Source organism: Rhodococcus phenolicus (assembly GCF_001646785.1).
GTDB lineage: Bacteria > Actinomycetota > Actinomycetes > Mycobacteriales > Mycobacteriaceae > Rhodococcus > Rhodococcus phenolicus.
The window spans coordinates 107,482-130,370 of record NZ_LRRH01000061.1 but is presented as its reverse complement, the minus strand read 5'-3'; the positions used below and the strand labels follow the sequence as shown (position 1 = coordinate 130,370).

The window sequence follows — 22,889 nt, the reverse complement described above, 5'->3', positions numbered from 1 at the left end:
CCGCCACCCTGTCATCATGGTCGCCATGACCGCGCAGCCGATTCGTTTGTGTTTCTTCGGTGATTCGTTCGTGGCAGGAGTCGGCGACCCCGCCCACCGCGGCTGGACGGGTCTGCTCGCCGAACGCGCCCGGCCGGCGCTCGGCGACATCGATTTCACCGTCTACAACCTCGGTGTCCGCCGCGACACGACCGCCGACGTCCGGGTCCGCTGGTTCGACGAGGCCCGCCGCCGCTTCCCGGACGGGTGCGACAACCGGCTCGTCTTCTCGTTCGGTGTCAACGACACGACACAGCAGGGAGATTCGACGCGGGTACTGCCCGAGGAATCGGTGACCAACCTCACCGCGATCCTCGACGAGGCCCTCGCGTGGGGATGGCCCGTTCTCGTCGTGGGGCCACCGCCGGTCGCCGACGACCGGCAGAACGCGCGGATTGAACGCCTCGACGGCCTGTTCGCCGAGGCGTGCGCCGTCCGGAACGTGCCGTACCGTCCGGTCTTCGAGCACCTCGACGGCGACACCGCGTGGATCCGGGAAGCGGCAGCGGGGGACGGGGCGCACCCGTCCGTACAGGGGTACCGGGATCTCGCCGACATCGTCCTCGACGCGTGGGTCACGTGGATCGGCTCGGTCGATGCTGTCGGTGGGTTCCGATAACGTGCCGGCCATGGACGATTCCACGACTCCGGACCCGCATGCGACCTCCTCGTCCGGGCGGGGTCGCCGGCGCACGCGCCCGGAGCCCGGGGGAGGCACCGAAACCCAGGCCAAGGACGTGTGCCTGCGTCTGCTGACCGACCGGGCGCGCAGCCGTGCCGAACTCGCCACGAAGCTCGAACAGAAGGGGTTCACTGCGGAGATCGCCGAGCGGACCCTGGACCGGCTCGCGGCGGTGGGCCTGATCGACGACGCGGACTTCGCCCAGCAGTGGGTGCGGTCGCGGCACCTGTACGCGGGCAAGGGTAAACGCGCAATCGCACTCGAACTGCGCCGCAAAGGAATCGGGCAACAGGAAGCGGCCGACGCGCTGGACCGGATCGACAGCAACGACGAACGCGACCGTGCTGTCGAACTGGTCCGCAAGAAACTGCGCACTCAACCGCCGCTTCCCACCGAGGGTGATCGACGCGAGATCGCGGCCGAGCGGGACAAACTCGTGCGCCGCCTCGTCGGGATGCTGGCGCGACGTGGCTATTCCCAGGGAATGGCGTTCGACGTGGTGCGCAGCGAACTCGCCGAATTCGGTTCGGAAACAGAAGGTTTCGCGGACAGCTGATCTCGCCGGACTCGGCCTTCACGCAGTGTCGTCGACGCGGTCGAGAGGCGGGAACTTGTGACGGCGCGGCGCGTGTGATCCAGCCGTCGAGGTCGACTGAATCGAGATCGGGGGGAAATGTCGTGCAGTCGAAAATTCGGCGCGGCGTGGCGGTTTCGGCCACAGAGGCAGCGGGGCTCATCGGATGTCTCACTGCCGGTGGTGGAGTCGCCGTCGCGATGCCGGGAGGGCGTCGGCGGCGGGGTGGCCGACCGACTGCACCTACAACACGATCGATCTGGGCGCCACTGCGACGTGCTACAGCGGCGGCGGCCAGTTCCGTGCCGTCGTGACCTGCACTGCGGTCGACGGCAGGACCGTCCCCCGGGTGCCCCCGCGATGGATGAGACCCGGTGAAGGAGCGTCGTTCGTGTTCTGCCCGGAATTCACCGTCGCGGCGATCCACGCGGGAATCGAATCACAATCGGGGTGAGACCCGGCAGTCCGGTCACGGCCGACGGCCAGAGAACGCGCGGTGGCGGTGCGCCGCCCGAAAGCGAGCGCACCGCCACCGTTCACGTCACGGACTTCTTCTCGTTCCCGGTGATGTCGAGCCCCGGAACCGTCAACCCGGACAACACATTGTCGGGCGCGCCGTCCTCCGGCGCCGCGGCGGGCGGGCGGCGCTTGGTGCCCTTGCGCAGGCGCCGTTCCACCCGGGTGGCGAGCACGGTCAGCGAACTGTTCAACACGATCATGATCGCCGCGACCACCAGCAGCGACGGCAGATAGTTGCCGTAGAACGCGCCGAGCTGCTGTCCGGAGCGCACGACCTCGACGTAGCCGATGAGGTAACCGAGCGCCGAGTCCTTCAGCGCCACCACCATCTGCGAAATGATCGCCGGCAGCATCACCGTCACCGCCTGCGGAAGCAGAATCAGGCGCATCACCTGGTTCTTGCGCATGCCCAGCGCGGCAGCGGCCTCGGACTGCCCGCGGGGCAGCGAGCGAATGCCGGCGCGGACGAGCTCCGCGATCACCGACCCGTTGTAGAGCGTCAGGCCGGTCACCACAGCGGCCAGCGCGAGATACGAGGACTTGAACACCTTGTATTCGGCGAACACCTGATACATGAAGATCATCAGGATCAGCACCGGTACGGCGCGGAACAGTTCGACGATGAAACCGGACACCATGCGCACCGGCCGGTGATCGGACAACCGGCCGATGCCGAGGACGAATCCGAGGATCAGCGCGAGCACGATGGACAGCGCCGCCGCGATCAAGGTGCCTCGGATACCGGGAAGCAGATAGGTCGTCCACGACGTGGACTCGAGGAACGGTTCCCACTTGTCGGCGGTGAGCTGCCCCTTGTCGTCCAGCGCGCGGTACACGAAGTATCCGGCTGCGACGAGCAGGACCACGGCCAGCGCGGAGATCGCATGGTAGGTCGCCCGGGCCCGCGGGCCGGGAGCGTCGTAGAGGACGGTTGCGCGGGCGCTCATCGGGCCACCTCGTAGCGCTTTCCGAGCCAGCCGAACAGCAGGCCCATCGGGAGGGTGAGGATGACGAAGCCGAGGGCGAAGATGCCACCGATGAGGAAGATCGCCGCTTCGGTCTCGATCATCTCCGACATCAGCAGCGATGCCTCGGCCACGCCGATCACGGAGGCGATCGTGGTGTTCTTCGTCAGTGCGATCAGGACACTGCCGAGCGGAGCGATCACCGCGCGGAACGCCTGGGGAAGCACGATCAGCCGCAGATTCTGGATGAACGTCAGCCCCAGCGACCGTCCCGCCTCCGATTGCCCGACATGGACTGTGTTGATGCCCGAGCGCAGCGATTCGCACACGAACGACGCGGTGTAGACGCTGAGGCCGAGCACCGCGAGACGGAAGTTGTTGTCGATGATGAACGTCGGTGAGGATGCGGGCGCCAGATTCACGCCGAGGACCTGGGACAGGCCGAACAGGCAGAAGATGATGATCAGCGTGAGCGGGGTGTTGCGGAAGATCGTCACGTACGAGGCGGCGAACCCGCGTGCCACCGGAATCGGTGACACACGCATCGCGGCGAGGATCGTCCCGAGGACGAGCGCACCGATCGCGGACAACACCGTCAGCTGGATGGTCGTCCAGAACGCGTCGAGTAGTTGGCTGCCGTACTTGTTCAACAGATCCACAGATCAGCTCCAGGTCTCGGTTCGACACCGGGCAGTGCCCTCGGCGGGGCCGGGGACGGTCGTCGCCGATCCGGCCGGTCCGTCGTTCCCCGGGCCGGCCGGATCGGAAGGGTCACTCGACGGTCGGCGGGTTCTCGGGCGAGGGCTGGTAGCCGGAATCGCCGAAGTTGGCGTCGAAGGCGGCCTGCCACGCGCCGCTCGCGATCATCTCGGTGATGGCCTCGTTGATCGCGGTGCGGGACGCCTCGTCGCCCTTGGCCAGGCCGATGCCGTAACGCTCGGTCGTGAACGGCTCACCGACGACCTTGAGTTCACCGGGGTACTGCGCGGCGTATCCGGCGAGAATGATGTCGTCGGTGGTCAGGGCGTCGACGCTGCCGTTGCGGAGCAGTTCCACGCACGCCGAGTAGGTGTCGACCTCCTGCAGCTGCACCTGCTGCGCGAACTTGTCCTTGACGTTCTGTGCGGGAGTCGAGCCCTTCACCGAGCACAGCTTCTTGTTGTTGTTCAGCGATTCGGGGCCGGTGATGTCGGTGTTGTCGGAACGCACCAGCAGCGACTGACCGGCGATGAAGTAGGGACCGGCGAAGTCCACCTTCTCCTTGCGGGTGTCGGTGATCGAGTAGGTGCCCACGATGTAGTCGACCTCACCGTTCTGGATGAGCGTCTCGCGCTGGGCGGACGGCGCCTCCTTGAACGTGATGTTCTCCTCGGTGACGCCGAGCTGATCGGCGACGTACTTGGCGACGTCGACGTCGAATCCGGTGAAGGTGCCGTCCGGGTTCCGCAGCCCGAGGCCGGGCTGATCGAACTTGATGCCGATGGTGAGGTTCCCGGCCTCGGCGGATTCGAGGGCGCTGCGCTGTTCGTCGCCGCCACATGCGGTGGCGGCGAGCGCTACGGCGATCGCTCCGATGCCCAGGCGGATGGAGCGGGACAGTTTCATTCGGACTACCTCCAGTGGTCGGGGGCTGGGTGGGCTGTTCGTCGGACGGGTCGGCGGCGCCGGCGACTCCGGGAGATCAGTGGCTGAGGATCTTGCCGAGGAAGTCCTTCGCCCGATCGGACTCGGGGGCGGTGAAGAACGTGGTCGGATCGGTGTCCTCGACGATCTGACCGTCCGCCATGAACAGCACGCGGTCGCCGGCCTTGCGGGCGAAACCCATCTCGTGGGTGACGACCAGCATCGTCATGCCTTCCTTCGCGAGCGAGGTCATCACGTCGAGCACCTCCTGGACCATCTCGGGGTCCAGTGCGGATGTCGGCTCGTCGAACAGCATCACCTTGGGGTTCATCGCCAGGGCCCGGGCGATGGCGACGCGCTGCTGCTGGCCGCCCGACAACTGGGCCGGATACTTCTCCGCCTGGTTGGCGATCCCGACCCGCTCGAGCAGTGCGAGTGCGTCCTTCTTCGCCTGTTCCTTCTTCTTCCCGCGGACCTTGAGCGGTGCGAGCATGACGTTCTCGAGGATCGTCTTGTGGGCGAACAGGTTGAAGGACTGGAACACCATGCCCACGTCGGCGCGTAGGGCAGCCAGGGCTTTGCCCTCGGCGGGCAGAACCTTGCCGTCGACCTCGATCCGCCCGGAATCGATCGGTTCGAGTCGGTTGATGGTGCGGCACAGGGTGGACTTGCCAGAACCCGACGGCCCCAGCACGATCACCACCTGCCCGCGCGGGATCTCCAGATCGATGTCCTGCAGCACGTGCAGGGATCCGAAATGCTTGTTCACGTCCGTCATCGAGATCATCGACGACGGTGTCTCCCCGCGGGGAGCATTCTCCGGAGCGACAGCCTCTGGTGCCATGGTGGGACCCTATGCCGTGGCAGCCGCACAGGACCGGATTTCGCGGCGCGACGCGCGGCGGGAAACGGAACTTTTGCGACAGGGGCAGGTGTGGTCGCCCGACCAGGGCAGATGCGGCGCAGTCCCGGGCCTGAGCTACCCTGAGACGTGTCATTGATCGACGATGAAACCATCTCCGACTCCCCGGCCGACGCCCGAACCTACGAGGTTCGCACGTACGGCTGCCAGATGAACGTGCACGACTCGGAGCGGCTCTCGGGTCTGCTGGAGGAGGCGGGCTTCGCGAAGGTCGCCCCCGGGGGCTCTCCGGACCTGGTCGTCTTCAACACCTGCGCGGTGCGGGAGAACGCCGACAACAAGCTGTACGGCAACCTCAGCCATCTGCGTCCGGTCAAGGACGAGAACCCGAACATGCAGATCGCCGTCGGTGGATGCCTCGCCCAGAAGGACCGCGACGTCGTCGTGAAGAAGGCGCCCTGGGTCGATGTGGTGTTCGGCACCCACAACATCGGCAACCTGCCGGCGCTGCTCGACCGCGCCCGGCACAATCGCAGGGCCGAGGTGGAGATTCTCGAATCCCTCGACGCGTTTCCGTCGACCCTGCCTGCCAAACGTGAGTCCGCCTACGCCGGATGGGTGTCGATCTCCGTCGGCTGCAACAACACCTGCACCTTCTGCATCGTGCCGTCGCTGCGCGGCAAGGAGGTCGACCGGCGGCCCGGAGACATCCTCGCCGAGGTGCAGGCCCTCGTCGACGAGGGCGTGCTCGAGGTGACGCTGCTCGGGCAGAACGTGAACTCCTACGGCCGGTCCTTCGCCGATCCCGATCAGCCCCGCGACCGCGGCGCGTTCGCCGCGCTGCTGCGCGCGTGCGGGCAGATCGAGGGTCTCGAACGCGTCCGGTTCACGTCGCCGCATCCGGCGGAGTTCACCGACGACGTGATCGAGGCGATGGCGCAGACCCCCAACGTGTGCCCGCAGTTGCACATGCCGCTGCAATCCGGCAGCGACCGGGTTCTGCGCGCGATGCGCCGGTCCTACCGCAAGGAGAAGTTCCTCGGGATCATCGAGCGGGTGCGGGCCGCGATGCCGCACGCGGCGATCACCACCGACATCATCGTCGGGTTCCCCGGCGAGACCGAAGAGGACTTCCAGGACACGCTCGACGTCGTCGAGAAGGCCCGCTTCACCAGCGCGTTCACCTTCCAGTACTCCAAGCGCCCCGGCACCCCCGCCGCGGACATGGACGGCCAGCTCCCCAAGGCGGTCGTGCAGGAACGCTACGAGCGGCTGATCGCGCTGCAGGAACGGATCACCCTCGAGGAGAACCGCAAGCTCGTCGGCACCGAGGTCGAGTTGCTGGTCGCCGCGGGCGAAGGCCGCAAGGACGCCGAGACCGCGCGGATGAGCGGCCGCGCCCGGGACGGCCGCCTGGTGCACTTCCGCCCGGACGGAAACGTCGACGGTGCCGTTCGTCCCGGCGACATCGTCACGATCGTGATCAGCGATGCGGCACCGCACCACCTGGTGGCCGACACCCCGATCCTGACGCACCGCCGCACGCGGGCGGGCGACCATTTCGAGCAGGGACGCATGCCCAAGACCCCGCCGATCGGCGTCGGGTTGGGGCTGCCGAAGATCGGGGTTCCCGAACCCCTTCCGACACAGATGGGATGTGACGCATGAGCGCCGCACACGACGACGGCGTGAACGACCCGATGAACGAGGTCCGCGCAGACCTCGAGCAGGCGGAACGCAAGATCGCGAGCGAGATCGATCCCGGCGCGCGGGCGCTGGTCGTCGCCGTCGCGGTGCTGGTGCTGCTCGGATCCTTCAGCCTCCCGCACGCCGGGGCGGCCAACGGATGGGAGATCCTGTCGTTCGGGCAGGATGCCGTCGCCGAGGACATCGCGCTGCCCTCCCGCATCTTCGTGTGGCTGGCGCTGGTCTTCGGTGGTGTGTGCTCGATCCTGGCGTTGCTCACCCGCAAGTGGGTGCTCGCGTGGCTGGCCCTGGCGGGATCCGCGGTCTCCATCGTCTTCGGCATGCTCTCGATCTGGAGCCGGCAGACGCTGCCGGTCGAATCGACGGCGTCCGGCCCCGGGTTCGGCCTCGTCCTCGGCTGGTTCGCCGTGATGGTCCTGACCTTCCACTGGACGCGTGTCGTGTGGGCGCGCACCTCGCTGCAGCTGGCCGCGGAGGAGGAACTCCGCCGGGCCGCCGCCGAGGAGGAACGGAAGGGACTGTTCGGCGACGACCGGTGACGAACCGCCCGTAGCGAGTCCGGCACAGCGAAACCCCGCATCACCGGTTCCGGTGATGCGGGGTTTTCCGTCCGAGCCCCGGGTCAGCGCTCGCCGACGGCGCCTTCGGCCGCGTCGGCCCATTCACGCCACTGCTGCGCCTGCGCCAGTGCCTTTTCCGCATCCTTCGCGCGTCCCGCGGCAGTCGCCTTCGCGGCCTGTTCCTCGAACTGGCGCACCCGCTCACGGAACTGCGCGGCACGGGCCAGCGCTTCGGGGTCGGTACGCCGCCATTCGGACTCGGCCGCTTCGCGCACCTGCTTCTCGATCGCCCGGAGCCGGCCCTCGAGGTCGTGCACCCGCTCGCGCGGAACCTTCCCGATCGCCTCCCACCGGTCCTGCAGCTCCCGCAACTGCGTGCGGGCGACGTCGATGTCACCCTCCGGATCGATCGTGGTGGCCGCGAGCAGCGCCTCCTTCGCTCGGGCGTTGTCCTCGAACTCCGCGTCGCGTTCCGCGGTCGCGGCGTTGCGGGCCGCGAAGAACACGTCCTGGGCGCCCTTGAAGCGCTTCCACAGCTGGTCGTCCGCCTCGCGGGGTGCCCGGCCGGCAGCCTTCCACTCGGTCAGCAGATCGCGGAACGCAGCAGCGGTCGCCCCCCAATCGGCCGAATCCTGCAGCGCCTCCGCGCGCGCGACGAGTTCCTCCTTGCGGCCCTTCGCGGCGGCCCGTTCGCGGTCGAGTTCGGCGAAGTGCGCACCGCGGCGACGATTGAACGCCTCCCGGGCCTTCGAGTAACGCCGCCACAGCGCGTCGTCGACCTTGCGGTCCACCCCGCGGATGGTCTTCCACTCGTCGAGGATCTCCCGCAGCCGGTCTCCGGCGGACTTCCACTGGGTGGATTCGGCGCCGATCTGCTCGGCCTCCGCGGCGAGCGCCTCCTTGCGGGCGGTGTTCTCCGCCCGCTGGTGTTCCTTCTCGTGCTTGGCGGCGGTGGCGGCCTTCTCCGAGTCCGCGACGATCGTTGCGAGCCGTGCGGCCAACCCGTCGAGGTCGCCGATCACCGCAGCCGTCGGCAGCGACTCGGCCAGTGCCTCCGCGGCGGCCCGCGTCTTCTTCGCGTCGCCGGAACCCGAGGTCAGCCGGGACTCGAGGATCGCGACCTCGGTTGCGAGATCGTCGAAACGCCGCCCGAAGTGTGCGAGGCCTTCGGCCGCGTCACCGGCCTGCCACGAACCGATGCACCGCTCACCCTCGGCGGTGATCACCCACGCGGTGCCGTCCTCGTCGACCCGGCCGTACAGGCTCGGGTCGCTCGCGGGCACCGCCGGAGCCGCAGCATGCACGTGCGAGGCCACCGGGTGCGGTTTCGGGGCGGGCTCGGCACCGGGGCGCGGGGCGCCCGGGCGCGGACCCCCGGGTGTGGGGGCGGCCGGTTTCGGAGCCGCGGGTGCCGGCACGGCACCGGATTCTCGAGTTGCGCTCGTGTCCTGTGCGTTGGGGTCGGTCATCGGGTCCTCATCTCTGCCGCGCGGCACGGCTGCCTGGTCGCATGGCTCATCCGTAGGTCCGCCGCGGGTCCACCCGCGACGACGTCCGTCCACTATTGAAACAGGTCGCACCCTCGCGGGGCGGCGGGTCCGGTCGACTACCGTGGCTCGTGTGCTGATCGCTGCGGTATTCGTGCCGTCCCCGCCTCTCCTCGTGCCCGAGCTGAACGGCCTCGCCGCAGACGAGACCGACGAGCTGCGTGCCGCCGCGCTCACCGCGGTGTCCGAGATCGCGGACTGTGCGGACTGGACCGTCGTCGGAACCGGTCCGGCCCCGGCACGGGTCACACCCACCGCCTCCGGGTCCTTCCGCGGCTACGGTGCGGACGTCCGGGCCGAGCTCGGACCGGAGGCGACCGGCGACGCCGACCCCGGGCTGCCGTTGCCCGCGCTGATCGCGGGCTGGTTGCGCGACCGTGTCGCCCCCGCCGTCCGCGCGGACGTCCACGTCGTGCCGGCCGATGCGGCCCGCGACGAGTGCACGGCGCTCGGCCGGCGGCTGCGCGCCGGGCTGGACGAGGGCGAAACCCCGCGTGGGTTGCTGGTGATCGCCGACGGTGCCGCGACCCTCACCGCGAAGGCGCCGGGCGCGTTCGACGCGCGCGCCGAGGCCGTCGAGACGGACCTGACCGCCGCGCTCGCGGCCGGGGACCCGCCGGCACTGACCTCGCTCGACCCCGACCACTGCGCCGAGATCGTCCTCGACGGTCGCGCCGCATGGCAGGTGCTCGCCGGCGCGTTCGGCGCGGCCCCGAGCGCGGTGAAGATCGCCTACAGCGGCGCACCGTACGGCGTCGGCTATCACGTCGGGACCTGGCGGCCGTGACCGCGCCGGTCCCCGTCGCGGTCGTCGGCCCGACCGCCACCGGCAAATCCGATCTGGGTCTGGACCTGGCGTGCGCACTCGGTGGCGAGATCGTCAACATCGACGCGATGCAGCAGTACCGCGGCATGGACATCGGCACCGCGAAGCTGACCGTCGCCGAACGCCGGGGCATCGCGCACCATCAGCTCGATGTGCTCGACGTCGTCGACACCGCCACGGTCGCCCGTTATCAGGAGGCCGCCATCGCGGACATCGAGGCGATCCGCGCACGCGGCTCCGTCCCCGTCGTCGTCGGCGGGTCGATGATGTACGTGCAGTCGCTGCTCGACGAATGGGAGTTCCCGGCGACGGACCCGCAGGTCCGCGCCAAATGGGAGGCGGTGCTGGCGGACGGGGGACCGGCGGCGGTGCACGCGGCGCTGCAGCAGGCCGACCCGGTCGCGGCCGCCACGATCCTGCCGACCGACGGCCGCCGCATGGTGCGGGCGCTCGAGGTGGTCGAACTGACCGGCCGGCCGTTCGCCGCGTCGCAGCCGCAGCGCGGCGAGCCCCGCTGGGGCACGGTGATCCTCGGCGTGGACCGGGACACCGCCGAACTCGACGAGCGCATCGCGCGGCGAACCGACCTGATGTTCGAGCGCGGACTCGTGGACGAGGTGCGGGGCCTGCTCGACCACGGCCTGCGCGACGGGGTGACCGCCAAACGGGCCATCGGGTACGCCCAGGTCCTCGAATACCTGGACGGCGACTGCGATCTCGATCACGCGCGGGAGCGCACGTTCATCGGCACCCGCCGCTACGTCCGGCGGCAGCGATCGTGGTTCCGGCGCGATCCGCGCGTCAACTGGCTCGACGGCGCCGATCCGGACCTGACGGCCACGGCCCTGCGCATCGTGGCCGCGTCGAGCGGCTCGATAAGCTGAGCGGCATGGAGTTCAGCAAAGGGCACGGCACCGAGAACGATTTCGTGATTCTTCCCGATCCCGACGCCCGGCTGGACCTCGCGCCCGAGCGCGTCGCCGCGTTGTGCGACCGTCGCCGCGGTCTCGGCGCCGACGGCATCCTGCGGGTCGCGCGGGCCGGCGCGCTCGTGGATCGGGGTGTGCTCGCGGCACTGCCCGACGGCACGGGCGCCGACGATTGGTTCATGGACTACCGCAACGGCGACGGCTCGATCGCCGAGATGTGCGGCAACGGTGTCCGCGTCTTCGCGCACTACCTGTGCGCCCAGGGTTTCGAGAACCGCACCGAGTTCGTGGTCGGCAGCCGCGCCGGGGGTAAGCCCGTACAGGTGCACGCCGCCGGACCGGTCGACGGCGAGGTCACCGTCGACATGGGTGTCGTGCGGGAGCTGGGGGAGTCCGCCGCGACCGTCGAGGGCCGCGTGTACAAGGGCCTGGGCGTCGACGTCGGAAACCCGCACCTGGCGTGCGTCGACCCGCAGTTCGCGGGAACCGGTCTGGCCGCGCTGGACCTGTCCGCTCCCGGTTTCGATCCCGGCTTCTTCCCGCACGGGGTGAACATCGAGTTCCTCACCCCGATCACGTCGGGAGCGGTCGAGATGCGCGTCCACGAGCGGGGTGTGGGGGAGACCAGGTCGTGCGGCACCGGGACCGTGGCCGCGGCGACGGCCGCGCTGCGCTTCGACGGAGCCGACTCCGGCGTCGTTCAGGTCCGGATACCCGGCGGGGCGGTGGAGGTGCGGATCGAGGATGCGCGGGCGTCCCTGCGCGGCCCGTCCGTGCTGGTCGCGACCGGGACGATCTCGGACGCGTGGTGGTCGGCGCTCTCCTGAATCCCGGTATGTCCGGGATGCCGGGAAAAACTCGAATGCACGGACTCCGGTGGCGTGGGACCATGGATCCTGTATGACGAACACACAGCGTATGACGAAGACACCGCGCAACGGGGAGTCCGTGACCGAGGACCGCACCGAATACGACGGATGGACCACCGACGACCCGTCGGTCGGCGAGATGCAGCTCGAGGATCGCAGCGCACTGCGCCGCGTCGCGGGCCTGTCCACCGAACTCGAAGACATCACCGAAGTCGAGTACCGCCAGCTCCGCCTGGAGCGGGTGGTGCTCGTCGGCGTGTGGACCGGCGGGACGGCCGCGCAGGCCGAGGCGAGCCTCGCCGAACTCGCCGCCCTCGCCGAAACCGCGGGCTCCGAGGTCCTGGAGGGCCTCGTCCAGCGCCGCGACAAGCCGGACGCCGCGACCTACATCGGATCCGGCAAGGCCGACGAGCTGCGCCAGGTCGTCATCGCGACCGGCGCGGACACCGTGATCTGCGACGGCGAGCTCACCCCCGCCCAGCTCACCGCACTGGAGAAGGTCGTCAAGGTCAAGGTCATCGACCGGACTGCGCTCATCCTCGACATCTTCGCCCAGCACGCGACCTCGCGAGAGGGCAAGGCGCAGGTCTCCCTCGCACAGATGGAATACATGCTGCCGCGTCTGCGCGGCTGGGGTGAATCGATGTCCCGGCAGGCCGGTGGCCGCGCCGGCAGCAACGGCGGTGTGGGCCTGCGCGGTCCCGGCGAGACGAAGATCGAGACCGATCGGCGTCGCATCCGCGAACGGATGGCCAAGCTCCGCCGCGAGATCAAGGCGATGAAAGCGGCACGCGACACCAAGAGGACCCGGCGGCTGCGCAATCGCATCCCGTCGGTCGCGATCGTCGGCTACACCAACGCGGGCAAGTCGAGTCTGCTCAACACCCTGACCGGTTCCGGGGTCCTTGTGCAGAACGCGCTGTTCGCGACGCTCGATCCGACCACCCGGCGCGCGGCTCTTCCGGACGGACGCGAGTTCGTGCTGACCGACACCGTCGGATTCGTGCGGCACCTCCCGACCCAGCTCGTCGAGGCGTTCCGCTCCACGCTCGAAGAGGTCGCGGACGCGGACCTGCTGATGCACGTCGTCGACGGATCCGATCCGTTGCCCACCGAGCAGATCAAGGCGGTCCGCGAGGTCGTCACCGAGGTACTGCGCGAATCGGATGCGCCCGCCCCGCCGGAACTGATCGTCGTGAACAAGGTCGACGCCGCCGATCCGGTGATGCTGATGCAGCTGCGCGGGTTGCTTCCCGACGCGGTTTTCGTGTCGGCGCACACCGGCGAAGGCCTGGACGAACTGCGTGACCGGCTCGCGCACCTGCTGGAGGACCCGGACGTCGAGGTCGAGGTCATGCTGCCGTACACGCGCGGCGACCTTCTGGCACGTATCCACACGGACGGGCAGATCCTCGAATCCGCGCATCAGGAAGACGGCACGCGCGTCCATGCCCGGGTATCGAAGGCGCTGGCCTCGGCGTTGGTCGAATACGCCGGCTAGTGCGGGTGCCGGGGGCCGCGCCGGTCGCGGTGACGATCGTGCTGGCGGCTGCGCTCGGCGCCGCGACTCCTGCAGTGGCCGACCCCGGGGATGTGCCGGTCGCGGATGTGCAGGAGGGGGTGCTGTGCACCCCCTCCGACGCCGGCCTCACGGAACTGTCCGGACTGGTGATGCTCGACGGCCGCCTGTTCGCGGTACCCGATGCCGGAGCCGACGAATCGGTTGTCGAACTGGCCGGGGACTGCTCGACGGTGCGGCGGATCTCCGCACCCGTCGACCCGTACGACGTGGAGGACCTCGCTGCCGGTCCCGATCAGCGGTTGTGGCTGGCCGACATCGGCGACAACGCCGCGCGACGGGAGACGGTGGCGCTGATCTCCCTCGATCCCGACACCGGGGCCGGTGAGCTCTACCGCCTGACATACCCGTCCGGTGCCCGGGATGCCGAGACCGTGCTGATCGGCCGCGACGGTGTGCCGCTGATCGTGTCCAAGGCACTGTTCGGGGCGAGCACCGTGTACCGGCCTGCAGGTGGAAAGACCCTGGGGGACCTCGCGTCGCCCGGCCCGAATCCGCTCGAAGAGGTCGGCACCCTCCGGCTCGGACCCACCGACACGCCGGGCGGACCGCTCGCCGGGGGCTCGTCGACCCTGATCACCGGGGGCGCGCTCGGTGGCGAGGGCACGGTCGCGGCCGTGCGCACCTACACCGATGTGTACCTGTTCCACGCGCCGGACGGCGACCTCGCCGCGGCACTCGCCGCCGGCCCGCAACTGCGGATCCCGGTCGTCGGCGAGCCGCAGGGCGAGGCGATCGCGTTCACCCCGGACGGTGATCTGCTCACGGCCTCCGAGGCCGACGGGGGGCCGTTGCCGCAGATCCGGGTGTGGCGCGGTGTGACCGGTTTGTTCGAGCCCCCGGAGACCACCGCATCCGGGACGCGCGGCGTCGCGGTCGCCGAAGTGTCGGTGGCCGCGGCCGCGGCGGCGCTGGTCGTGGCCGTCGCGGCGGGTTGGTGGTGGCGCAGACGCCGACGCCCGGCTCGGGGCCGGGCGTCGGCGGGTCGCTGATACCGGTCAGGCGTCGAGGTCGGCGACCACGAGTTCGGCGATCTTCGCGAGTACGGCGTCGTCGTCACAGGTGACGGTGACGGCCGTGCCCTGGGTGGCGCCGAGCGTCATGATCATCAGCGCGGAGCCCGCGTCGACGGGTTCGCCGCCGTCCACGGCGAGGGTGACCGGAACACCGGCCTCGACGACGGCATCGGCGATGATTCCGGCGGGACGGGCGTGGAGGCCGATGGACGAGCCGACGGCGACGGTGGTGCTGGACATGGGTTCTCCTTCGATCGGTCGAACGGGTTCGGCGGGTCAGGCGGCGACCGGCCGGGCGGCCGGCGCGGTGGCGGTCAGGTGGGCGGGGCGTTTGACTTCCTTGGCGAGCGTGACGCACAGGGCGCCGATGACGGTGCCCGCGGCCAGCGCGACGAAGAACCACAGGACGCGGTCCATCGCGAAGATCACGAACACACCACCGTGGGGCGCGGTGAGGGTGACGTCCGTCGCCATCACGATCGCACCGGTCACGGCTCCGCCGATCATCATCGACGGAATCACCCGGAACGGGTCGGCTGCGGCGAACGGGATGGCGCCCTCGGAGATGAACGAGGCGCCCAGCAGCCAGGCTGCCTTGCCGTTCTCGCGTTCCGCGGGGCTGTAGAGCGTCGGCCGCAGGGTCGACGACAGGGCCATCGCCAGCGGCGGCACCATGCCTGCGGCCATGACCGCGGCCATGATCTGCAGCGACGCGTGGTTGTCGACGGCCAGGCCGGCGACGGCGAACGCATAGGCGGCCTTGTTGACCGGGCCCCCGAGGTCGAAGCACATCATCAGGCCGAGGATCATGCCGAGGATCACCGCGGAGCCGCCGGACAGGCTGTTGAGCCAGTCGGTGAGCCCGGTGGTGATCGCGGCCAGCGGCCGGCCGAGTACCAGGAACATCAGGGCACCGACGATGAGCGTGGCGAGCAGCGGGATGATCACGACCGGCTTGAGTCCGCGCGCCCACACCGGGAGCGGAATCCGGCCCACCCACAAGGCGGCGAAACCGGCGATGATGCCGCCGACGAGACCGCCGATGAAGCCGGCCCCGACGAACACCGCCACCGCGCCCGCCGTGAATCCGGGTGCGAGACCGGGCCGGTCGGCGATCGCGAAGGCGATGTAGCCGGCGAGCGCGGGGACCAGGAACGAGAACGCCAGCGATCCGAGCTGGAACAGCACCGCGCCGAGATAGGTGCCGAGCCCGCCGGCGGGCAGATTCCACAACGTGTTGTCCACGACGATGTCGGCGGCCGAATCGGAGATGTCGTATCCGCCGAGCAGGAAGCCCAGTGCGATGAGCAGACCACCCGCTGCGACGAACGGGATCATGTAGCTCACGCCGGTGAGCAGGATCTGCCGGATGCGTGTGCCCCAGCCGAGTTCCGCCGCCGCGGCCTCGTCGGACTCCGTGGGGGCCGTGCCCGCCTCGACGGTTGCCGTCGACGGATCGGCCGCAGCGCGGACAGCCTCGGCGATCATGGTGTCGGGTTCGTTGATGGCGCGTTTGACGCCGGACGCGACGACGGGTTTTCCGGCGAAGCGTTCGCGGTCCTTGACGCCGACGTCGGTCGCGAAGATGACCGCATCCGCGGCGGCGATGGCGGCGGGGGGAAGGGGAGTGCTGCCGCTCGATCCCTGGGTCTCGACGCGAACGGTGACTCCCGCCCGCTCACCGGCGGCGGTGAGCGCGTCGGCCGCCATATAGGTGTGGGCGATCCCGGTCGGGCATGCGGTGACCGCGACGATCGTCCGTTCGGTGGTGCCCGCCGCGGGAGTGCCGGCCGGGGCCGTGCTCGCCGGCGGGCTCTCCGGCCGCGGTTGCGGCTGTGATTCCGGTGACGGCTCGGGTGGTGGCGGCAGCACACCCTCGACGAGTGCGATGACGTCGGTCTCGGTGGCGGCGGCACGCAGCGACGAGACGAACTCGGGCCGGACCAGGGCCCGGGCCAGCGAGGACAGCAGTTTCATGTGTTCGGCGCCGGCGCCCTCCGGCGCGGCGATGAGGAACACCAGGTCGGCCGGGCCGTCCGGGGCACCGAAGTCGACCTTGGGGGACAGCCGCGCGAACCCGAGCGACGCGGCGGTGACGGCCTCCGACCGGCAGTGCGGGATCGCGAGTCCGCCCGGAAGACCGGTCGCCGACTTGTCCTCGCGGGCCAGGGCGGCGGCGGCGAGGGCCTCGGCGTCGGACGCCCGGCCCGCGGCGGTCAGCCGCTCCGACAGCGCGGTGATCACGGCTGCCTTGTCGGTGCCGAGGTCCGCGTCGAGCGTGATGAGGTCCGCGGCGATGATCGCGGGTCCGCGGTCGGGTCGGGATGCGATGTCTGGCATGACAGGTCCTTACAGGTGGTGGGGCAGTGCCGGGGATCGGGGATCCAGGTCGGTGATGCGGACGGCCGCCGGATCGACCGAGTCGGGTCCCGGCAGTTCTGTTCCGGGCAGGGTGACGGCGGCGCATCCGTAGGCCACCGCGTGCCGGAGCCGTTCGGCCGGGCCGAGGCCCGCGCGTTCGGCGACGAGGTAGCCGGCGAGCGACGAATCGCCGGCGCCGACGGTGCTGCGGGCTGTGACCGCGGGTGCTACGGCCCGCCACGCCCCGTCCGCGGTGACCAGCACCGCGCCGGCCGCGCCCAGCGTCGCCAGGACCGCACCGACGCCGCGGGCGACGAGGCTGCGGCCGGCCGAGACCACCGGGGCGGTGTCGCCCGCGGCGGCTGCGGCCTCGAGCGCCGCGGGGTCCGTGCCGGTCAACTGGGCGAGTTCGTCGGAGTTCGGTTTCACCAGGTCCGGTGCGGCCTCCGGGAACCGGGCAGCGAGAGCCAGGAGCGGCGCCTCCGACGTGTCCACCGCGATCCGGGTGCCGGTGGCACGCAGCGCTCGGACCAGATCGGCGTACCAGTCGTCCGGAACACTCGGCGGCAACGATCCGGAGAGCACGGTCCAGTCCGCGCCGGCCGCCCGTGCGACCACGGCGGCCTGCAGTTCGGTGCGTGTCCGGGGGGCGTACGCACTGCCGGGTTCGTTGAGCTTCGTGGTGGTGCCGTCGGGTTCGGCGACGGTGGTGTTGGTCCGCGCGAGAGCCGCGGTTTCGATTGCAAGACAATCGATTCCGTGTTCGCCGAGGGCGGCGAGGAGGGGGTCTCCGGCGTTGCCCGGGAGGATCGCGAGCACCGGGTGGCCGGACGCGTGCAGGACCCGTGCCACGTTGATGCCCTTGCCTCCGGGGTCGACGAGCACCTCGGCGGTGCGGTGCACGGCTCCGCGGACGAGCGGACCGGACAGCGTGACGGTGCGGTCCAGACTCGGATTGGCGGTCAGTGTGACGATCACGCCGTCACCACCTCGATTCCCTGGTCGATGAGCTGTGTGCGGTCGGTTTCGTCGATCTCGCAGTCGGTGACGAGGACGTCCACGGCGGAGAGGGGCGCGAAGCTCAGCAGGTGGCGGCGGCCGATCTTGGAGGAGTCGGCCACCACCACGACACGGTCGGCTGATTCGACCATCCGGCGTTTGACGGCGGCTTCGTCCGCGTCGGGTGTCGACAGGCCGTGATCGACGGACAGGGCGTTGGTGCCGACGAACGCGACATCGACGTGCAGCATGCCGAGGTAGCGCAACGCGTCGTCGCCGACGGTGGCCTGGGTGATTCCGCGGACGCGGCCGCCGAGCAGATGCAGTCGAACGGAGCCGAGCCCGGCGAGCCGTGCCGCGATGGGCACCGAATTCGTCACGACGGTGAGGTCGACGTCGGTGGGCAGAGCCGAGACCATCCGGCCGGTCGTGGTGCCCGCGTCGAAGACGACGCTCCCGCCGGAGCTCGGAAGGAACTGTGCCGCGGCCGCGGCGATGCGGTCCTTGAAGTCGGCGCGGGTGTGTTCGCGTTCGGTCAGCCCCGGTTCGGTGACGGTGAGGGCTGCGGCCGGCACGGCGCCGCCGTGGACGCGCCGCACGTGACCGAGCCGTTCGAGCAGTGCGAGATCGCGCCGGACGGTTTCGGTGGTCACGCCGTAGCGGGTCGCGAGGTCGGCGACGGACATGCGACCGCGGCGGTCGATCAGCTCGCCGATCGCCTGCTGCCGTTCTTCTGCGTACACGGTGCTCCTCGTCGAATGTGGTTTCATGTTGTTTTACGCCCGTATGTGTTGACATGTCAATGGGTCGGAGTAATCTCGATCACATCGACCCCGGACTGTGACGAGGAGGAAGCATGGAGGACGCGATGCCCCTGACGGACGATTCGCTGCACCGGCCGACGACCACGGGGGCGCCGAGCGAGCTCCGGGGAACGCCCGTGGTGCCGGGTGTGGCCTACGGACCCGTGATCCGGCCTGCACCCCGGCCCGATCTGCCGACCGAACACGCCACCGTTCCCGACACCGCCCGCGAAGCGGAGGCCGAGCGGTTCGTCACCGCGGCCGGTGCCGTCGCGAAGCGGCTCCGGGACCGCGCGTCCGCCGCGTCCGGTGCCGCCTCCGAAGTGCTGCTCGCCAATGCCGGTCTCGCCGAGGATCGCGGCTGGATCGGCGCCGCCACCGGCAGGATCCGCGGCGGATCCGACGCCGTCGCCGCGGCAATCGCGACCACCGAGCAGTTCGCGACCATGTTCACCCGGCTGGGCGGGCTCATGGCGGAACGCGTGACGGACCTGCGCGACATCCGCGACCGCGTCGTGGCGGAACTGAGCGGGCATCCGGAACCCGGGATCGAACTGCCCGATGTGCCCTCGGTGCTCCTCGCGGAGGACCTCGCTCCGGCCGACACCGCCGGACTGGACCCCACCCGCATCGTCGGCCTGGCCACCACACTGGGCGGCCCTACCAGCCACACCGCGATCATCGCGCGCCAGCTGGGCATACCGTGTGTCGTCGCGACCACAGGGCTCGACGCCGTCCCGGCGGGAACCCCGGTCCTCCTCGACGGTTCGACCGGTGAGATCCGCACCGACCCCGACCCGAACGCCGCGAACGCGGCCGTCGCGACGGACCGGCAGGAACGCGCCCGAGCGGCCGCCTGGACCGGGCCGGGTGCCACCGCCGACGGACATCCGATCGCGATCCTCGCGAATGTGCAGGACGGTGCCGGAGCGCGCGCGGCCCGGCAGACCCCCGCCGAAGGTGTCGGCCTCTTCCGCACCGAACTGTGCTTCCTGGACCGGGACATCGAACCGTCGGTCGCCGATCAGGCCGGCATCTACGCGGAAGTGCTCACCGCCTATGCCGGCCGGAAGGTCGTCGTGCGGACCCTCGACGCGGGATCCGACAAGCCGCTCCGGTTCGTCACCCACCCCGACGAGCACAATCCCGCACTCGGTGTGCGCGGTATCCGGATCGGGGCCACCGCTCCGGGGATCCTCGGGCGGCAACTCGACGCGGTCGCCGAAGCCGCTGCGCGTACCGGCCAATCGCCGTGGGTGATGGCACCGATGATCTCGACCGTGGCGGAGGCGGCGGACTTCGCCGCACAGGTCCGGGCCAGGGACCTGGTCCCGGGTGTCATGGTGGAAGTGCCGGCCGCGGCGCTGCTCGCCGACCGGATCCTCGAGCACGTGGAGTTCCTGTCCATCGGCACGAACGACCTCGGCCAGTACACGATGGCCGCCGACCGCATGTCCCCGCAGCTCGCGACGCTGACCGACCCCTGGCAGCCCGCGGTGCTCGCACTCGTCGCCCGGACCGCGGACGCCGGTCGCGCAGCCGGCAAACCGGTCGGAGTGTGCGGGGAGGCTGCGGCGGATCCCCTGCTCGCGTGTGTCCTCACCGGGCTGGGTGTCACGTCGTTGTCCTGCGCGGCGGCCGCGGTCGCCGCGGTCGGTGCCCGTCTCGCGACCGTCACCCTCGATCGGTGCCGCTCGGCCGCCGATGCCGCCCTGGCCGCATCGGATCCGGCCGCCGCGCGCGAGGCGGTTGCCCGCGTCCTGGGATGATCCGGGGTGACGGCTGCGCGGCGCCGCCCGTCGAGGCATACGATTCCCTGTCGTGAACGAACCGGTGAAGACCACGAAGAGGACCCGCGTCGGCGTGGGCTGGACCCTGCACGGAGACGGCCGGCGCATCGCCGCGGGTGGGGTCGTCGCCCCGGACGAACGGCTGTCGTGGCCACGCACGATCGGCATCGGCATGCAGCACGTCATCGCGATGTTCGGGGCCACCCTGCTGGTGCCGACGATCACCGGGTTCCCGGTCACCACCACCCTGCTGTTCTCCGGAATCGGCACCGCGCTGTTCCTGCTGATCACGCGCGGCCGCGTGCCGAGCTACCTCGGTTCGTCGTTCGCGTTCATCGCGCCGCTCACCGCATCGGCCGCCGACGGACCAGCCGCCCAGCTCGGTGGTATCGCCGCGGTGGGCCTGCTGCTCGTTGTCGTCGGACTGGTGGTCAAAGCGCTCGGCGCGCGCGTGATCGACGCCGTGATGCCCCCTGTGGTGACCGGTGCGATCGTCGCCCTCATCGGGCTGAACCTGGCGCCGACCGCAGCCGGTTCGTTCGAAGCCCAGCCGCTGATCGCGGCGATCACGCTCGTCTCCATCCTCGTGGTCACTGTGCTCGGCCCCGGGCTTCTGGGACGGCTCGGCATTCTCGTCGGTGTGGTGATCGGCTGGGTGTTCGCCGCCGTCACCGGCGGGCTGGCCGACGATCGGGTCGCGGCGTTGCGTGAGGCCGCCTGGTTCGGTGTCCCCGAACTGCGGGGGCCGACATTCGAACTGTCGGTGGTGCTGGTGGCGTTGCCGGTGGTGATCGTGCTCATCGCGGAGAACGTCGGCCACGTCAAGGCGGTTGCCGCGATGACCGGGCGCAACCTCGACGACGTCGCCGGCGACGCGCTGTTCGCCGACGGCCTGGCCACGACGCTCGCCGGATTCGGCGGCGGCTCGGGCACCACCACCTACGCGGAGAACATCGGTGTCATGGCCGCCACCCGCGTCTACTCGACCGCCGCGTACTGGGTGGCTGCGGCGACCGCCGTCGTCCTGGCGTTCTCCCCGAAGTTCGGTGCGCTCGTCTTCACCGTTCCCGACGGCGTGCTCGGCGGCGCGACCCTGGTGCTCTACGGCCTGATCGGCATCCTCGGCGTCCGCATCTGGATGGACGCGAAGGTCGACTTCACCGATCCGGTGAACCTCACGGTCGTGGCGGCGGCACTGGTCGCCGGTATCGGCGACCTGACGCTGTCGATCGGATCGGTCGAACTCGGCGGCATCGCGTGGGGATCGATCGGGATCCTCGTCGCGTACCCGATCCTGCGGAAGCTGGCCGGTCTCCGGCGCTGACGCGGGCGAGAACGGTCACAAAACGTGCTCGCTCCTGTCAGCGTCACAGCCTGTCGTCCTTGCCTACGGTAATCGTGACGTACGCCGCGACCTACAGGAGCGCACATGGAACGCACCCTCTTCGAGCCCGAACACGAACTCTTCCGCGAGTCGTACCGGAAGTTCCTCGAGCAGGAGGTGGCACCCTTCCACGAGCAGTGGGAGAAGGACAAGATCGTCGACCGCGAGGTCTGGAAGAAGGCCGGGGCACAGGGCTTCCTCGGCATGGCCGTTCCCGAGGAGTACGGCGGAGGCGGCGTCGACGACTTCCGGTACAACGTGGTGCTCACCGAGGAGACCACCCGCGGCGGCTACAGCGGTGTCGGTTTCATGCTGCACAACGACGTCGTGGCTCCCTACCTCCTCGCGCTGACGAACGAGGAGCAGAAGCAGCGCTGGCTGCCCGGATTCTGTTCCGGTGAGATCATCACCGCCATCGCGATGACCGAACCCGGCACCGGTAGCGACCTGCAGGGCATCAAGACCCGCGCGGTGCGTGACGGCGACGACTGGATCCTCAACGGCTCCAAGACGTTCATCACCAACGGCATCAACGCCGACCTGGTGATCGTCGTGGCCTGCACGGACCCGGAGAAGGGCGCTCAGGGCTTCTCGCTCCTCGTCGTCGAGCGTGGCATGGCGGGCTTCGAGCGTGGCCGCAACCTCGACAAGATCGGTCTCGACGCGCAGGACACGGCGGAACTGAGCTTCGACAACGTGCGGGTGCCGGCGGCGAACCTCCTCGGCGAGGAGGGCCTCGGCTTCATCTACCTGATGCAGAACCTCCCGCAGGAGCGTCTGTCGATCGCCGTGGTCGCCGCGGCGGCGATGGAGCAGGTTCTCGAGAGCACCCTGCAGTACTGCCGCGACCGCAAGGCGTTCGGCAAGCCCATCGGCAAGTTCCAGAACACCCGATTCGAACTGGCCGAGCTCGCCACCGAGACGCAGATCGCACGCGTGTTCGTCGACAAGTGCATCGTGGAACTGAACGCCGGCACTCTCACTGTGCCGGAGGCGGCGATGGCGAAGTACTGGACCACCGACAAGCAGGTCGAACTCATCGACCGGTGCCTCCAGCTGCACGGCGGCTACGGCTACATGCGTGAGTACCCGGTCGCGAAGGCGTACCTCGATTCCCGCGTCCAGAAGATCTACGGCGGCACCAACGAGATCATGAAGGAGGTCATCGGCCGTTCGCTCAACGTCTGATCGCCCCCTCCGGAAACGACGCCGGGGCGGTACCGCACATGCTGTACCGCCCCGGCGTCGTCGTGGA

21 protein-coding genes are annotated in these 22,889 nt (G+C 69.9%); 12 read left to right on the top strand and 9 right to left on the bottom strand.

From position 1 onward, the window contains the following. Positions 1–16: 16 nt before the first annotated feature. Complete coding sequence (locus tag A8G15_RS17735; protein ID WP_245687883.1) at positions 17–658, top strand: DUF459 domain-containing protein; 642 nt, start codon at positions 17–19, stop codon at positions 656–658. A 10-nt stretch (positions 659–668) separates the two neighbouring features. Continuing rightward, positions 669–1,277: a recombination regulator RecX gene (recX, locus tag A8G15_RS17730; protein WP_068162463.1), complete on the top strand. Its 609-nt coding sequence runs from the start codon at positions 669–671 to the stop codon at positions 1,275–1,277. 554 nt (positions 1,278–1,831) lie between these two features. On the opposite strand, the gene A8G15_RS17720 is transcribed toward recX, so the two are convergent. From A8G15_RS17720 to gluA, 4 genes are all read right to left on the bottom strand, one after another. After that, the gene (locus tag A8G15_RS17720; protein ID WP_068162279.1) at positions 1,832–2,761 is read right to left on the bottom strand and encodes an amino acid ABC transporter permease; all 930 of its coding nucleotides are present in this window, start codon (positions 2,759–2,761) and stop codon (positions 1,832–1,834) included. Continuing rightward, positions 2,758–3,438 (bottom strand): amino acid ABC transporter permease, encoded by a 681-nt coding sequence (locus tag A8G15_RS17715; protein ID WP_068162276.1) that lies wholly within the window; start codon positions 3,436–3,438, stop codon positions 2,758–2,760. Before A8G15_RS17715 ends, A8G15_RS17720 begins: the two co-directional genes overlap by 4 nt. A 112-nt stretch (positions 3,439–3,550) precedes the next feature. Further along, entirely contained in the window at positions 3,551–4,384 is an 834-nt protein-coding gene (locus A8G15_RS17710; protein WP_068162272.1) for a glutamate ABC transporter substrate-binding protein, read from the bottom strand. A 76-nt stretch (positions 4,385–4,460) separates the two neighbouring features. Continuing rightward, a complete protein-coding gene (gluA, locus tag A8G15_RS17705) occupies positions 4,461–5,189 on the bottom strand; it encodes a glutamate ABC transporter ATP-binding protein GluA (RefSeq protein ID WP_068162269.1) in 729 nt (242 codons plus the stop codon). Between the two features lie 204 nt (positions 5,190–5,393). Between gluA and miaB the strand changes: the two genes are divergently transcribed. Then, a complete protein-coding gene (miaB, locus tag A8G15_RS17700; RefSeq protein ID WP_068162267.1) occupies positions 5,394–6,932 on the top strand; it encodes a tRNA (N6-isopentenyl adenosine(37)-C2)-methylthiotransferase MiaB in 1,539 nt (512 codons plus the stop codon). Next, positions 6,929–7,510, top strand: coding sequence for an Rv2732c family membrane protein (locus A8G15_RS17695; RefSeq protein WP_068162263.1), 582 nt, complete (start codon positions 6,929–6,931; stop codon positions 7,508–7,510). The genes miaB and A8G15_RS17695 overlap by 4 nt, the downstream gene beginning before the upstream one ends. An 83-nt stretch (positions 7,511–7,593) precedes the next feature. Here the strand turns inward: A8G15_RS17695 and A8G15_RS17690 are convergent, their stop codons facing one another. Next, entirely contained in the window at positions 7,594–9,000 is a 1,407-nt protein-coding gene (locus A8G15_RS17690; RefSeq protein ID WP_068162259.1) for a DUF349 domain-containing protein, read from the bottom strand. 151 nt (positions 9,001–9,151) lie between these two features. Here A8G15_RS17690 and A8G15_RS17685 point away from each other — a divergent pair, with 151 nt between their 5' ends. The 5 genes from A8G15_RS17685 to A8G15_RS17665 all read left to right on the top strand — a co-directional run bounded on the left by A8G15_RS17685 (position 9,152) and on the right by A8G15_RS17665 (position 14,273). After that, positions 9,152–9,865 (top strand): class III extradiol dioxygenase subunit B-like domain-containing protein, encoded by a 714-nt coding sequence (locus A8G15_RS17685; protein WP_068162256.1) that lies wholly within the window; start codon positions 9,152–9,154, stop codon positions 9,863–9,865. After that, the gene (gene miaA, locus A8G15_RS17680; protein ID WP_211270188.1) at positions 9,862–10,788 is read left to right on the top strand and encodes a tRNA (adenosine(37)-N6)-dimethylallyltransferase MiaA; all 927 of its coding nucleotides are present in this window, start codon (positions 9,862–9,864) and stop codon (positions 10,786–10,788) included. Before A8G15_RS17685 ends, miaA begins: the two co-directional genes overlap by 4 nt. Positions 10,789–10,793: 5 nt before the next feature. Continuing rightward, positions 10,794–11,660, top strand: coding sequence for a diaminopimelate epimerase (dapF, locus tag A8G15_RS17675; RefSeq protein WP_068162252.1), 867 nt, complete (start codon positions 10,794–10,796; stop codon positions 11,658–11,660). Positions 11,661–11,751: 91 nt separating this feature from the next. Then, positions 11,752–13,203 carry a GTPase HflX gene (hflX, locus tag A8G15_RS17670; protein ID WP_068162250.1) on the top strand — a complete coding sequence of 484 codons (1,452 nt, stop codon included), beginning with the start codon at positions 11,752–11,754 and terminating at the stop codon, positions 13,201–13,203. 5 nt (positions 13,204–13,208) lie between these two features. After that, positions 13,209–14,273: a hypothetical protein gene (locus A8G15_RS17665; protein WP_425415102.1), complete on the top strand. Its 1,065-nt coding sequence runs from the start codon at positions 13,209–13,211 to the stop codon at positions 14,271–14,273. A gap of 6 nt (positions 14,274–14,279) precedes the next feature. On the opposite strand, the gene A8G15_RS17660 is transcribed toward A8G15_RS17665, so the two are convergent. From A8G15_RS17660 to A8G15_RS17645, 4 genes are read right to left on the bottom strand one after another with little or no spacing between them, the layout of a single operon-like run. Beyond that, positions 14,280–14,537, bottom strand: coding sequence for an HPr family phosphocarrier protein (locus tag A8G15_RS17660; protein ID WP_068162247.1), 258 nt, complete (start codon positions 14,535–14,537; stop codon positions 14,280–14,282). Between the two features lie 36 nt (positions 14,538–14,573). After that, positions 14,574–16,637 (bottom strand): PTS fructose transporter subunit IIABC, encoded by a 2,064-nt coding sequence (locus A8G15_RS17655; RefSeq protein ID WP_068162245.1) that lies wholly within the window; start codon positions 16,635–16,637, stop codon positions 14,574–14,576. 9 nt (positions 16,638–16,646) lie between these two features. Then, positions 16,647–17,636, bottom strand: coding sequence for a 1-phosphofructokinase family hexose kinase (locus tag A8G15_RS17650; RefSeq protein WP_068162242.1), 990 nt, complete (start codon positions 17,634–17,636; stop codon positions 16,647–16,649). Further along, a complete protein-coding gene (locus A8G15_RS17645; protein ID WP_068162238.1) occupies positions 17,633–18,400 on the bottom strand; it encodes a DeoR/GlpR family DNA-binding transcription regulator in 768 nt (255 codons plus the stop codon). Before A8G15_RS17645 ends, A8G15_RS17650 begins: the two co-directional genes overlap by 4 nt. 125 nt (positions 18,401–18,525) lie before the next feature. Here A8G15_RS17645 and A8G15_RS17640 point away from each other — a divergent pair, with 125 nt between their 5' ends. The 3 genes from A8G15_RS17640 (at position 18,526) to A8G15_RS17630 (ending at position 22,822) form a co-directional block, all read left to right on the top strand. After that, a complete protein-coding gene (locus A8G15_RS17640; protein ID WP_068162454.1) occupies positions 18,526–20,229 on the top strand; it encodes a phosphoenolpyruvate--protein phosphotransferase in 1,704 nt (567 codons plus the stop codon). Between the two features lie 52 nt (positions 20,230–20,281). Next, complete coding sequence (locus A8G15_RS17635; RefSeq protein ID WP_245687882.1) at positions 20,282–21,574, top strand: uracil-xanthine permease family protein; 1,293 nt, start codon at positions 20,282–20,284, stop codon at positions 21,572–21,574. Between the two features lie 105 nt (positions 21,575–21,679). Further along, complete coding sequence (locus tag A8G15_RS17630; protein ID WP_068162235.1) at positions 21,680–22,822, top strand: acyl-CoA dehydrogenase family protein; 1,143 nt, start codon at positions 21,680–21,682, stop codon at positions 22,820–22,822. Positions 22,823–22,889: the final 67 nt, after the last annotated feature.

Excerpts from the sequence above, each read along its gene's own strand:
- A8G15_RS17735 (WP_245687883.1), top strand. The coding sequence starts at position 17 with ATGGTCGCCATGACCGCGCAGCCGATTCGTTTGTGTTTCTTCGGTGAT.
- recX (WP_068162463.1), top strand. The coding sequence starts at position 669 with ATGGACGATTCCACGACTCCGGACCCGCATGCGACCTCCTCGTCCGGG.
- A8G15_RS17720 (WP_068162279.1), bottom strand. The coding sequence starts at position 2,761 with ATGAGCGCCCGCGCAACCGTCCTCTACGACGCTCCCGGCCCGCGGGCC.
- A8G15_RS17710 (WP_068162272.1), bottom strand. The coding sequence starts at position 4,384 with ATGAAACTGTCCCGCTCCATCCGCCTGGGCATCGGAGCGATCGCCGTA.
- gluA (WP_068162269.1), bottom strand. The coding sequence starts at position 5,189 with ATGATCTCGATGACGGACGTGAACAAGCATTTCGGATCCCTGCACGTG.
- A8G15_RS17695 (WP_068162263.1), top strand. The coding sequence starts at position 6,929 with ATGAGCGCCGCACACGACGACGGCGTGAACGACCCGATGAACGAGGTC.
- A8G15_RS17690 (WP_068162259.1), bottom strand. The coding sequence starts at position 9,000 with ATGACCGACCCCAACGCACAGGACACGAGCGCAACTCGAGAATCCGGT.
- dapF (WP_068162252.1), top strand. The coding sequence starts at position 10,794 with ATGGAGTTCAGCAAAGGGCACGGCACCGAGAACGATTTCGTGATTCTT.
- hflX (WP_068162250.1), top strand. The coding sequence starts at position 11,752 with ATGACGAAGACACCGCGCAACGGGGAGTCCGTGACCGAGGACCGCACC.
- A8G15_RS17660 (WP_068162247.1), bottom strand. The coding sequence starts at position 14,537 with ATGTCCAGCACCACCGTCGCCGTCGGCTCGTCCATCGGCCTCCACGCC.
- A8G15_RS17655 (WP_068162245.1), bottom strand. The coding sequence starts at position 16,637 with ATGCCAGACATCGCATCCCGACCCGACCGCGGACCCGCGATCATCGCC.
- A8G15_RS17640 (WP_068162454.1), top strand. The coding sequence starts at position 18,526 with ATGCCCCTGACGGACGATTCGCTGCACCGGCCGACGACCACGGGGGCG.
- A8G15_RS17630 (WP_068162235.1), top strand. The coding sequence starts at position 21,680 with ATGGAACGCACCCTCTTCGAGCCCGAACACGAACTCTTCCGCGAGTCG.